At 32.7% G+C, this 13,375-nt stretch carries 8 protein-coding genes; 7 read left to right on the top strand and 1 reads right to left on the bottom strand.

Annotated elements, in window-relative coordinates:
* The first annotated feature begins 5 nt into the window (after nucleotides 1-5).
* From ACW5R3_RS01205 to ACW5R3_RS01195, 3 genes are read left to right on the top strand one after another with little or no spacing between them, the layout of a single operon-like run.
* Nucleotides 6-485, top strand: coding sequence for a toxin-antitoxin system YwqK family antitoxin (locus ACW5R3_RS01205; RefSeq protein WP_456577801.1), 480 nt, complete (start codon nucleotides 6-8; stop codon nucleotides 483-485).
* Complete coding sequence (locus ACW5R3_RS01200; RefSeq protein WP_456577800.1) at nucleotides 454-1,125, top strand: SCO family protein; 672 nt, start codon at nucleotides 454-456, stop codon at nucleotides 1,123-1,125. The genes ACW5R3_RS01205 and ACW5R3_RS01200 overlap by 32 nt, the downstream gene beginning before the upstream one ends.
* A gap of 34 nt (nucleotides 1,126-1,159) precedes the next feature.
* Complete coding sequence (locus ACW5R3_RS01195; RefSeq protein ID WP_456577799.1) at nucleotides 1,160-2,626, top strand: CotH kinase family protein; 1,467 nt, start codon at nucleotides 1,160-1,162, stop codon at nucleotides 2,624-2,626.
* 77 nt (nucleotides 2,627-2,703) lie between these two features.
* On the opposite strand, the gene ACW5R3_RS01190 is transcribed toward ACW5R3_RS01195, so the two are convergent.
* A complete protein-coding gene (locus tag ACW5R3_RS01190; protein WP_456577798.1) occupies nucleotides 2,704-2,850 on the bottom strand; it encodes a hypothetical protein in 147 nt (48 codons plus the stop codon).
* A 181-nt stretch (nucleotides 2,851-3,031) separates the two neighbouring features.
* Here ACW5R3_RS01190 and ACW5R3_RS01185 point away from each other — a divergent pair, with 181 nt between their 5' ends.
* From ACW5R3_RS01185 to ACW5R3_RS01170, 4 genes are all read left to right on the top strand, one after another.
* Nucleotides 3,032-8,116, top strand: a complete 5,085-nt coding sequence (locus tag ACW5R3_RS01185) for a translocation/assembly module TamB domain-containing protein (protein WP_456577797.1) — start codon at nucleotides 3,032-3,034, stop codon at nucleotides 8,114-8,116.
* A 19-nt stretch (nucleotides 8,117-8,135) separates the two neighbouring features.
* Entirely contained in the window at nucleotides 8,136-10,415 is a 2,280-nt protein-coding gene (tamL, locus tag ACW5R3_RS01180; RefSeq protein WP_456577796.1) for a translocation and assembly module lipoprotein TamL, read from the top strand.
* A gap of 202 nt (nucleotides 10,416-10,617) precedes the next feature.
* A complete protein-coding gene (locus ACW5R3_RS01175; RefSeq protein ID WP_456577795.1) occupies nucleotides 10,618-12,201 on the top strand; it encodes a helix-turn-helix domain-containing protein in 1,584 nt (527 codons plus the stop codon).
* 83 nt (nucleotides 12,202-12,284) lie between these two features.
* Nucleotides 12,285-13,373: a tetratricopeptide repeat protein gene (locus ACW5R3_RS01170; RefSeq protein ID WP_456577794.1), complete on the top strand. Its 1,089-nt coding sequence runs from the start codon at nucleotides 12,285-12,287 to the stop codon at nucleotides 13,371-13,373.
* The last annotated feature ends 2 nt before the right edge of the window (nucleotides 13,374-13,375 follow it).

The raw sequence follows: 13,375 nt of genomic DNA, 5'->3' as shown, positions 1-13,375 counted from the left end.
AGGCCTTGGAATTAAATTCTAATTTAGGTAAGTACTACTATAATAATCAACCATTTTCTGGAATTTCAGAGCAATATTATAGTAACTCGAAACTAGCAGAGCAAATTGTTTATGAAAATGGTGTTAAGCATGGTGTTTATAAAAAATGGTTCGAAACGGGTGTTTTAAGTTTCGAGTCCAATTATAAAAATGGTTTACGAAATGGAACCACTAGAACTTGGTGGAGTAATGGTAATATGCGTTCAGAAGCACAGTATGAAAACGGTGTTGCTAACGGAACTCAAAAACAATGGTATCAGTCTGGTGCCAAATTTAAAGAGATTAACCTAATAAAAGGTAAAGAGTCGGGTATGCAAAAAGCTTGGCGTGAAAACGGAAAAATTTATAATAATTATGAAGCTAAAAATGGTCGTATTTTTGGTTTGAAACGCGCAAATCTATGTTATGAATTGGATGAAGAAATTATACAGTATCAAAAAAATTAGTCGCCTTTTATTTATAGCCATGGTTATGGTTTCATGTAAAGAGCGTACAGAAGTAACAAGTCGTGTAAGTGCTTTGCCTTTTTATAACGACGCCAGTTTTACCCCAAATTGGTTGGAAAATAATAGTGACGCATTAACTACTTTTCATAAAGTACCTAGTTTTAGTTTAACCAATCAGAATGGCGAAACTATAACGGAGCAAACTTTTAATGAAAAAATATATGTAACCGATTTTTTCTTTACAAGTTGCCCTGGAATTTGCCCTAAAATGACTGCAAATATGGCGGTGTTGCAGGAGGCTTTTAAAGACGATTCTGAAGTTTTATTGTTGTCTCATTCGGTAACGCCGGTAACCGATTCGGTACCTGTTTTAAAAACATATGCCAAGGAAAAAGGTGTTGATTCTAATAAGTGGCATTTAGTAACAGGATCGCGAAGCGAAATATATAATTTAGGTAGAAATACGTATTTCGTTGAAGAAGATTTAGGCGAATTTAAAACAGATGATGATTTTCTTCATACAGAGAATTTCGTCTTGGTAGATAAAAACAAACATATTCGTGGTATTTATAATGGCTTAAATAAAACAGCCGTAAATCAGTTGATTGCTGATATTAAAACCTTAAAAACAGAAGGATAATTAAACAAATTATTAATATTAAAACCCTAAACAGATGCGTAGAATAAAACAAAACATCCAATTTTTATTGGTAACATTAGTATTCGGGTCTACTTTACTAACATTCCATGCTTGTAGTGATGACGATTTTAGTGATAGTACGTCTAGTGCTAACGAAGAATCAGTAGCGGACGATAGTGATTTTGAAGCTACCGATTGGACAACGGCAACTCATAGTAAAGATGCCGATCCTAACTTTGATGAAGTTTTTGAAGATAATACAGTAAAACGCTTAGATATTGTTATTACTGAAGAACGTTGGCAAAGTATGCTAGATAATATGACAGAGCTATACGGTCCGTTTGGAGGTTCAAACACTGGAGGACCAGGGCAGGGAGGTCCAGGAGGCCCTATTGATTCAGGAAATACAACAGATGTTGATGAAGATCCTATTTTTGTGCCTGCAGAAGTATTTTATGAAGGAATTGAGTGGTATCGCGTTGGGGTTCGTTTTAAAGGAAACTCAAGTTTACAAACAAGTTGGCAAAGTGGTATTTTAAAACTATCTCTTAAACTTGATTTTGATGAGTATGAAGATGATTACCCACAAATAGATAATCAACGTTTTTATGGATTTAAAAAATTAAGTCTTAAAAATAATTTTGACGATCAATCTATGTTACGTGAAAAAGTAGCTACCGATGTCTTTAGAAATGCCGGTTTAGTAGCATCGCATACAGCATTTTATACGGTTTATATAGATCATGGTGATGGACCACAATACTTTGGATTATATACTATGGTTGAGGAAGTAGATGATACTGTTTTAGATACGCAATATGCAGATAACGATGGTAACTTATATAAACCTGATGGTGACGCGGCAAGCTTTGCATTAGGGACATTTAATACCGAAGAGTATGTGAAAAAAACGAATGAAGATGAAGCCGATTTTTCTGATGTACAATCCTTGTTGTCTATTTTACATGACGAATCTAGAACGACCAATCCGGAGGCATGGAGAACTAGTTTAGAAAGTACTTTGGATACCGATGTTTTCTTAAAATATCTAGCTGTAAATACAGTCGTTCAAAATTGGGATACTTATGGTAGAATGACACATAATTACTATCTGTATAATAACCCAGATACTGGAAAATTAAATTGGATTCCTTGGGATAATAACGAGGCGCTACAGTTTGGTAAACTAGAAGGTGCCTTACCTTTAGATTTTTCTAATTTAGATACCGAAGCTTGGCCGTTAATAGGATATTTATATCAGGATACTGTATATAAATCTCAGTATGATACCTATGTGCAAGAAGTTGTAAACGATGCTTTTAGTGTTAGTAATATGCAAGCACTATACGCTAGTTATGCGTCTTTAGTTCAGCCTTATGCAACAACAGAAGTTTCAGGATATAGTTTTTTAACTTCTAGTGCCGATTTTCAGGCAGCTGTAAACGAGTTAAATTCACATGTTGTTGAACGTGTAGATGCTGTTTCAGAATATTTAAACTAATAGTTTGGTTCAAAATCACTGATTTTGATTCCTGTTTTGTGTTAAAAGCTTCGTAAGAAATTACGGAGCTTTTATTTTTACTGTTCTTTAGATTTAGCCATTACCGCTTTTAGGCGTTCTTTTCTAAGGGCTTCTTCTGCTTTCTTTTTGTTTATTTTTCTGTTCAGTAACTTGGTGTGTTTGGCCTTGTTTTTGGTGTTTTTTTGGCCTTTTGGTTTTGGCATAATATACTGTTTTATCAGAGTTTGTTTACTTCCTAAGTTTTATCAATAATAGATAAAATAGTGCTAATAAGTAGAATTTTAGTTAAATTTCATTGCAACCTAATGTTTTGGAGGTATTAATAAATGCTTTAAAGTACATTCTCTGTAATTAATATAATAAATTTGTATTTAAAATTATTGCTTGAAAAAGTCTGAAAACAAAGATATAAAACCGCCAAATTCTAAGAAAAAGTGGCCGTTTAAAGTTCTTAAAATAATCGGAAAGATTGTTTTAGGCTTACTCTTGCTTTTATTTTTAGTGCTCCTTTTTATTAGAAGCCCCTGGGGGCAAGATATTATTGTTACCAAAGCAGTTTCTTACCTTTCCAATAAAACTCAAACTAAGGTAGCTGTAGAAAAGCTTTTTATAACTTTTGACGGAGATATTCTATTAAAAGAGCTTTATCTAGAAGATCCTAAAGGTGATACATTAATCTATTCGAAAAAATTAGAAGCCAACGTTCCATTGTGGGCTTTAATTCAAGGTAGCGGTATAGGTGTTGATGGTTTAGAATGGGAGGGTGTTCGTGCAAATATTACTCGAAAAGATTCTATTACTGGTTTTAATTTTCAGTTTATAATAGATGCTTTTGCATCTGAAGATTCTACTCAAGTTGAAACAGATACTACAACGGCACCGCTAAATTTAATTTTAGGCAACCTCCAATTTCAAGATTTTGATGTGGTTTATAATGACGCAGTTACCGGAATTGATAGTCGCTATAAAATTGGTAAACTTCATGCCAATATGGATAAAACAGATTTAGAAAATTTGAATTTTCAAGCTTCCAATTTAGAATTATCTGATAGCCGAATAACTTTTTATCAGACACCTGTTCCAGAAACAGCAGATTCAGAAAGTGCTAAAAGTCCACTATTTACTGTTGATAATTTAGAGTTAACCAATGTGTATGCTGATTATAAAAGTGATGCTGGTAAATTAGCGGCAAAAGTTTTTGTGAACGAGTTCTTTGCCAAAATTCCTAAGATAGATTTATCAAATCAGCTTTATGAAGTTGATGAATTTCGCCTGAAAGGTTCTGATATAGCCATTAAAACAGAAAGTCAAAATACAAATTCTAATACTGCTAAATCTGAAACTGAATTTCAATGGCCTGCTATAGGTTTGGATATAAAACAAGTAGCGCTAGAAGATAATCGCTTTTCGTATACTGTAAATAACCAAAAAGCTAAAAAAGGATATTTTAACCCAAATGCTATTAATTTAAGTGCCTTAACTTTTCAGGCTGAAAATATCATACTAAAAGATGAGGTAGCCACCTTACTTGTTAATCAAGCGTCTTTAAATGAGGAATCAGGTGTTCACTTAAAAAATTTAAAATTCAAATTAGACCTCACGGATAAACGTCTTAATTTATCAAGTTTATTAGTTGCTGTAAATAACAATCATATTGAGGGCAATTTACAGGTTAATTATACTTCGTTAGTTCAGTTTTTTAATACACCAGATCAATCTAAAGTTGCTTTAAACTTACCGAGTTTTAAGCTATCCCTTGCCGACTTATTTTTATTTCAGCCCGATTTAAAGGAAAACGATTACCTAAATATTTTAAGTCAAAACCGAATTACCGGCTTATTAAAAGCGGATGGTTTCGTTTCTGATATTTCAATTTCAAAAATGGAAGTTGACTGGAATGAAACTCAATTTAAAACAAATGGTCGAATTCAAAATATAACAAAACCAGATACATTATCATTTAATATTCCAATGTTTTCAGCGGTTACAACTCGTTCGGATCTTGTACTTTTTGTTCAGGAAGACAGTTTAGGCGTACAACTTCCTGAAACATTATCACTTACAGGAGTTGCAAAAGGGAACTTACAAGATATGGTTGCCAATGCTTCTTTAAATACATCTCAAGGAGACGCTACTATAAATGGTGATTATAAAAACGATACGCGTTTGGCTTTTAATGCAGATGTTTCTGTTGATGATTACAAGTTAAATGAATTACTTAATAACGAACAGTTAGGCAATTTAAATTTGAAAATTTCAGCATCGGGAGAAGGTAATAATATTAATGATTTAAATGCCTCAATGGATGCGGTAGTTTCTAACTTCACCTATAATAATTACGATGTTAAAGATTTAAAATTAACAGGAAATATTAAAGATGGTGAGGGGCAGATTACTTCAGATTACAAGGATGAAAACCTTAATGCTGATTTATATGCGGATGTTGTTTTAGATTCTATTTCACCTGAAATTAATGCAGATATTAATATTATTGGAGCCGATTTACAAGGGCTTGGGTTGGTAAACAGAAACTTAAAAACAGCTCTAAATTTAAAAGCTTATTTTAAAGGGAACAGCACCAGTTTCGATGCAAATACCCAAGTTACAGATGGTATTTTTGTCTATGATGAAAAAAGCTACTTACTAGGAGGGCTTGAAGCCTCGGCTCATGTACGAAAAGATACAACAGCGGTTTCTGTACAAAATAAAATGTTGAATTTAAGTCTGCAATCCAATGCGGACCCAGAAGTTTGGACAAATTCTTTAAAACATCACGTTTTAAGTTATTTTAATAGAGATGGTTATAAAGATTCAGTTCGTGGGGCAGCTACTTCACCAGTAAACCTTAAACTGCGTGGAAAAATTAGTCAGTCGCCAATTCTAAACGAGGTTTTTTTAGTCAATGTTAAGGATTTAGATACCATAGATATTGCAGTAGATTATAATGAGGCCGAGCGCAAACTGGATGCTAAGGTTTTAGCTCCACATATTAATTATAGTGATTTAGAGTTGGATAGTTTGGCGTTTACTATGCAAACGGATTTGGATAAGTTTAATTTTCAGTTAGGTTTTAATGAGGTAACTGCCGGACCTTTAAATATTCAAAAAACCAGTATATCAGGAAATCAAGAAAACAAGGAGTTGGCGCTAAGGTTTTTGGCATTTCATGAAAATGAAACCCTTACTCAGGTGTTAGGAAAAATTACAGGAACGCGTGATGAACTTCGTTTTCATGTGGATTCGGATAGTTTGATTTTAAATAAATCGTTTTGGGACATACCAGATAATAACGAAATGCTAATCTATGATAAGAAAATAGCATTTAATGAATTTCTTATTAGTAAGGGAAATCAAGCAATTGAGATAACAGATAAACTACCTAATATAAGTAAGGACCATGTGGCTGTAGATTTTAAAAACTTTAAATTAAATGAGTTTTTAAGTTACTTAAATCCAGATGTTAAATTGGCATCAGGAAATTTAAATGGTAATTTTATTCTAGAAGAGCCATTTGCGAACACCGGTATTGTAGCTAATTTAGATATCTCTAAGTTTCAAATTATGGAGGTAGATTTGGGAGGTCTAGCTGTAAATGCCAAATCATTAGGAGGAAACAGTTATGATTTTAATGCTAGCCTTAAAGAGGGTGAAATAGATTTAGATTTAAAAGGAGGCTATTTAGCGAAAAAAACGGGTGCCGAGTTAGATTTAAGTTTGGTTATCAACCGGTTTAATATGACAGCGTTAACCGGGTTTTCACAAGGTGAAATAACCGAAACTAGTGGTGCTTTTTCTGGTAAATTTAAATTAAGAGGTACAACAGCAAGTCCGCAATACCGTGGGAAATTAAATTTTACAGATGCTAATTTTAAAATTGCCATGTTTAATTCAGCATTTACTTTAGCGGATGAAACTTTAACTATTAATGAAAAGAGCATTTCCATGAATGCCTTTACTATAGCAGATGAAAATAAAAATACCTTCCAACTATCTGGTGAAGTTGGTACTGAAACTTTTGTAAATCCTAGTTTTAATTTACAAGTTAAAGCCAAAGATTTTCAAGTTTTAAATGCTTCAAAAGATGATAATGATTTTCTATATGGAAAAGCTAGCTTTGATGGTTCAGCTAAAATTTCTGGCGATTTATTAGTACCAAAAATAGATATGGATATGACCGTGACATCCGATACGGATATAACCTATGTTTTGCCTTCTGCTACAGTAAATGTTGAAGAACGAGATGGAGTTGTTGTTTTTGTAAATAGAGAAAATCCAGATGCTATATTAACACGGAGTAATGAAAAAACAGCAACTATTAAAGGTTTTGATATTTCAGCACTAGTTAAAATTGGTAAAGAGGCAACAGTAACTTTAATAATAGATGAGGAGACTGGCGATAATTTTAAAGTGTCTGGTGAAGGTGATTTTAATGCGACGATGAACCCTAATGGAAATGTACGCCTTTCCGGAGTTTATGAAGTCTTATCGGGGCATTATGAGCTAAATTTATATAAAATAGTAAATCGGAAATTTAGCCTTGTTCCGGGTAGCCGCGTAACGTGGTCAGGCGATCCTTTTGATGCAAAATTAGATGTAAAAGCACTTTATGAGGTAGAGGCTTCAGCGTCTTCATTAATGGCTCCTGTTTATTCCGGATCAGACCCAGCAATTAAAGATAAATTCCGTCAAGTATTACCGTTTCTAGTATACTTAAATATTGACGGACAACTTATGGAGCCAGAAATAAGTTTCGATATTGATATGCCTGAAGAAGAGCAAGGCGCTATTAGTGGTCAGGTGTATGGACGCGTACAACAGTTAAACAATCAGGAAGATGAGTTAAACCGTCAAGTATTTTCGTTATTAGTTTTAAATAGGTTTTATCCAGATCCAGGCAGCGATGGGAGTTCAGGAGGCGTAGCTTCCATAGCTCGAGATAACCTTAATGACGCTGTTGCCGATCAGTTAAATATGTTTACCGATAAAATATTAGGTACTACGGGATTTGAGTTAGATTTTGGGATTAATAGTTATACCGACTATCAAGGTACTTCACCACAGCAACGCACACAATTGGATATTGCAGCTCAAAAAAAACTGTTTGACGATCGTTTAATTGTGCGAGTTGGAAGTGAGGTAGATATTGAAGGGAGTAGCTCCACTGGAGAAGAAACGCCTATTATTGGAAATGTAAGTATCGAGTATTTACTTACCGAAAATGGTAGGTACCGTCTGAAAGGCTTCAGTAAAAACGAGTTTGAAAATGTTATTGATGGTCAGACCGTTGTAAGTGGAATAGCCTTAATATTTACTCAAGAATTTAATACGTATTCCGAGCTTTGGGACGCCTTGTTTAAAAAGCAAAAGGAAGAACAAGCTAAAAAAGAAGCCGATTTGAAAGCAGCAGAAGAAAGGCAAAAGAAAAAAGAAGCATCAACGAATAATAGTATTGAAGATAAAAAAGACTAAAATAAAAACACCGAATCACTTGAAATTTAAGTTTACATCATTATTAATTTATGTTTTGCTACTAGGGGTTTTGCATTCCTGTAGTATAAGTAAACATATACCTGAAGATGAGCGTCTCTATACTGGAGCAACTCTTAATATTGAGTCGGATAGCATTATAGAAAAGGAATCTAGACTTAAGTCGGAATTAGAAACCGTTTTAAAACCTAAGCCTAATTCGGAATTTCTAGGGATGCATTTAGGTTTATATTACTATTACAAAATGCAAAAAGATAAACCTGGTTTTATTAATCGTTGGCTTTATAAACAAATTGGTGAAGAGCCTGTATATCAATCCGATGTTGAGACTTATGATGTTGAAGAATTACTACTGAACCGTTTAGAGAACAGAGGGTTTTTCTATAGTAGTGCAACATCCGATTTTGAAGAAACAGAAACTCAAGCTTCAGTAAATTACACGGTAACCGTTCCAAAACCTTATAGGATGGTTCAGTTTAAGCTAGATTCCATGCCTGCTAGTATTTATAATAATATGGCAGAAGCTGTGTCGGAATCGCCATTAGAAAAAGGTATGCGATTTGATTTAAATACTTTAAAATTAGAGCGTAATCGTATAGATAAAATACTGAAATCTAAAGGGTACTTTAATTTTAATAATAACTTTTTAATTTTTGAAACAGATACCAATCAATATAATAATAAAAGCTTTGATTTGTTTTTAAAGCTGAAAAACGATGTTCCTAAGAAAAGTTTAATTCCTTATAAAATTTCAAAAATTAATATTTATCCTAATTATAAGGTAGCCGATTCTGTTGCTGTTCAGCCGGAACGTTATAACGAGAAAAGCTATATTCAAAAAGAAACGTTTTTCAAGCCTAAGTATTTAGATCCTTTTATTGTTATTAAAGAAAATCAGTATTACAATCCTGACGATTCGAAAAATACAGCTAGACGTCTGGCAACTATTGGTGCTTATAAATATGTTAATATTCAATATAAAGAGTTAGATTCTGTAGGAGTAGATAACCAAGGACTTTTAGAAGCCGATATTTTCTTGTCTCCATTAAACAAACGCTCATTACGGGCAGAGCTACAGGTGGTAACCAAGTCTAATAATTTTGCGGGGCCTGCATTAACGCTCACCTTAAGTAACAGAAATTTATTTGGTGGTGGAGAAACGTTTAATATTACTCCAAAAGTAGGCTATGAAAAGCAATTAGGTGGTGGTCAGAATTCAGGGAATAGAAGTATCGAATTGGGTTTACAAAATGAGCTGATTTTTCCGCGTGTTTTATTTCCTATTAAAATTAATAATGACTTTTTTAAATACTCAATTCCTAAAACTAAAACATCACTTAGTATTGATTATCTAGACAGGAGCGACTTGTACACTCTGCTGTCAGGAACTGTGCTTTTTGGATATTTATGGGATGCTAACCGTTTTGTAACACACGAAATTAATCCAATTTCTGTAAACTATACTGAGCTTTATGATACGACTACAGAATTTGATGAGGTTTTAGATACCGACCCCTTTTTACAGGCTAGTTTTGAACAGCAGTTTATTGCGGGACTCAACTATTCATTTACCTATAATGAAATGGTAGATACTAAAAAGAAACATCAGATTTATTTTAATTTCACTTTTGATATTGCAGGGAACACAATTGGTTTATTTGGTAAAGATCAGGGGGTTGAGAACCCAAAAACATTTTTAGGTTTTGAATATGCGCAATACGCTAAGGCTGATATAGACTTTCATTACCATTTTAACTTTAGTAACGAGCAAACTATTGCTGCTCGACTTTTTGGGGGCTATGGTTTAGCTTATGGAAATTCCGATGTTATTCCGTTTGTAAAGCAGTATTATTCTGGAGGTCCCTATAGCGTTCGTGCTTTTAATATAAGGTCGTTAGGACCAGGAACATATAATTCCGATTTGGATACAGCTGCTAATGATTATTATTTTGATAAAACAGGAAATATACGACTAGAAGCAAATTTGGAATACCGTTTTCCAATAATTTCGTTTTTAAAAGGTGCTGTTTTTGCTGATGCTGGAAATATTTGGAATTCTAAGGAAAATCCAATTTATGGTGGTGCCGATAAATTTAGTAGTAGCTTTCTTGATGAGCTTGGTATGGGTGCCGGATTTGGTTTACGTGTAGATATTCAGAGTTTTGTAATTCGTTTGGATTTAGCGGCACCATTTCATGATCCGTCTCTTCCTGAAGGCGAACGCTTTAATTTTGATGTAGAGTCGCCTGTATTAAATTTTGCAATCGGGTATCCGTTTTAAAATAATTGTATTGTAATTATTTAGCCCTCAAATTTTTATGGTTATATTCGTGTAGCTTAATAAATATCGCAATATTTAAGCAATTCACATTTAACAGATATTTATAAGCCTTTAAGCTAATATACGATAGGTATTACCTGATAAAACTTATATTTGTGGAGTAAGCTATAATTTACGTTAAGGTTAAATTCATGTTATTATTATGACATACTGTTTTACATATTTATGTAAACATACTGTTTTTGGAGTGCTACTGGTTTTCTTGTGTATACCAAGCATTGCGCATGCCCAAAAAAACGATTTAATTTTAAAAGCTAAAGAACTTGTTTATTCTGATCCGGATGAGGCTATTAAAATTGGCGAGCATATATTAAAAACAAGTACCAATCCTTCCAATAATTTAATTTCAAATATTATTATAGCTAAGAGTTATTTGGTTAAAGGTGACTATGAAAAGGTGGTTTCTTATGCTTTTGACCCTGCAAATAACAATCCTAACTTATTAGCTAAAACACGGATAGAAGTTGAGTTGCTTCGTGCCGACGTACTTAGGAAGTTGTATTTGGATGACCAGTCTAAAAAATATTTAAAAAGAGCATCAGATTTATTACCAACATACTCCAATACCGCTATTCATGATAGTCTAAAAATTCAAATTAACCTTGAAGAGATTAATATGCTTATTGATAGGCGTAAAAGTGAAGAAGGATTAGCAGCTATTCATGAATTAGAAACCGAATTCGATAGTTTTTTAAGCAATAATTTAGAAGAGCAAAGAGAAATATATTTAGCAAAAGAACGTGCTTATAGCTATTTATCTAAGTTCGATTCGGCTTTTGTTTATATGAATAAATCATTGAATTTGTTAGACAAAACCATATCTAATAACCTTTATAAAAAAGCAGAAATTTATAAAGAGTTAGGTGGTTTGTATTTACAACAAAAAGCGTTTAAAGCTAGTGAGGAATCTTTTTTTATAGCATTAAAGTTTTCCGAAATAATAAACAATCCCATTCTGCAGATGCAGATAAACAGAGATCTAGCTATAAATTATTTGGGTACCAATCAGAAAAGTCAGCATCAAGTTTATAATGATGAATTTTTAATTCTAAACAATTTGGTAGAAATTAATGAGCAAAATGCCATTAATACAGGGTTTAATATGACCTCCAACTTTAATGAAATTAGAATTGAGCAAGCTCATAAAAAATATAATAATGCCATTTATATCCTTTTAGGTGTAGCTGTAATTGCATTCATAATAGGTATTTTAATAATCCTGAAAAGTGAAGGTCGAAAAAAACGACTTCATGAAATTATAAACTATTTAGAGGTTAGTCGAACGAATTTTATAAAAGCGAAACCTTCTAAGAAACAAGCAACTAAACGCATTACTATTCCGGTAGAAACCGAAAAAGTTATTTTACAGAAACTAAAACGCTTTGAGACCTCTCAAAAATTTCTATATAAAGATATGTCGCTTGCCGTATTAGCAGGTAATTTTGAGACTAATACGAAGTATTTATCAGAGATTATTAATAGGCATTATGACGATAACTTTAATACATTTATAAATAAACTACGTATCAATTATATCATAGAAAAATTAAAAAGCGATCCAACCTATATGAATTATAAAATTAGCTTTCTTGCAGAGGAAAGCGGTTTCTCTTCACATAGTAGTTTTGCTACAGTTTTTAAGGCTATAATAGGTATGCCTCCAGCAACTTTTATAAATTTATTGAAGAAAGAGCGTGATGAACTTAAAAAGACTACAGACGCATAATGAGGGTTAAAAACACATACTTGTTTGGTTTTTTCGTGCTTTTTATAGGTTTGAATTCACTATTGGCTAATAATCTCAATGATTTGAAGCAGGTAGATAGTTTGCTTATTGTGCGTACCAATGATATCTATGAAAATCCGGACTTAGCAATAAAGTATGGTTTAACAGTTTATGATTCTTTAGATGTGTCTATGCATTTAAAAATTCGTGCTCTGCGTTTAATTTCTTTAGGGTATACCTCGAAAAGAGATTACCGAAAAGCTTTAGAGTACATTATTAAGGCCAACGATTTGGCAGGTAATTCAGATAGTAAAACCTTAAAAGTTCAAATTTTATTTAGTACAGGTATTTTGTACCAACAACTTAAGATTTATGATAAATCTATTGAGTATATGGAGCAAATTGAAGATATGGCCATGAACTCTTCACTTAAAGATTCTACTTCTGTACAGGTAAATTTAGCCAATAGCTATGTTGTAAAAGGTTTCATTTACAAGGATAACTTAAACTGTGATATAGCCCTGGAGTATTTTGATAAAGGGATTCGCGCTTATGAGATGGTGAATACCTCTAAACACAATGCTAATCTTAGTATTGTGTATTATAATAAAGGGAATTGCTATATTTTATTATCTGAATATGGGAACGCTAAAAATAGTTTTAATCGCTCTATAGGTTTGGCTAAATTAGATAATGCAGCTAGTTTAATTTCTTTTGCTCAAAAAGGTCTTGCTGAGGTTTATACTTTAGAGGGCAATTATAGCGAGGCAATAAGTTTACTTGAAACGGCGCTTGATACATCTAAGAAAGTTGGAGATTTAGTTCTTAATTTAGGGATTTATAAAGGACTTTTTGAAAACCATTTAGCTTTAAATGAATGGGAGGAATACCAAAAATTTTATGACCTATATTTAAAAACTCAATTAGCTATTAAAATATCAGAACGTAACTCTGTTAGCGACTCTATTGAGGATAATTTTGAAACTGCAAACGAAGAAATAGCTCAAATAAAAGACCAATTTCAGAACCGTTTAAAATGGATAATTGTGGTTGTGTTTTTATTAGTTTTAACCGTTTTACTTCTAGAGGTTAAAAACCGAAAAACCATCAAAAACTTGGAAAAAAAGGTTGAAACTACACAAAACCTAAAATCCAATCTCGAAATAAAATAGAA

The organism is Algorimicrobium bowmanii, from assembly GCF_054031195.1.
The sequence above is the reverse complement of the archived record's forward strand: the minus strand, read 5'-3'. Positions and strand labels throughout refer to the sequence as shown.

Excerpts from the sequence above, each read along its gene's own strand:
- ACW5R3_RS01195 (WP_456577799.1), top strand. The coding sequence starts at position 1,160 with ATGCGTAGAATAAAACAAAACATCCAATTTTTATTGGTAACATTAGTA.
- ACW5R3_RS01175 (WP_456577795.1), top strand. The coding sequence starts at position 10,618 with ATGACATACTGTTTTACATATTTATGTAAACATACTGTTTTTGGAGTG.
- ACW5R3_RS01190 (WP_456577798.1), bottom strand. The coding sequence starts at position 2,850 with ATGCCAAAACCAAAAGGCCAAAAAAACACCAAAAACAAGGCCAAACAC.
- ACW5R3_RS01200 (WP_456577800.1), top strand. The coding sequence starts at position 454 with ATGAAGAAATTATACAGTATCAAAAAAATTAGTCGCCTTTTATTTATA.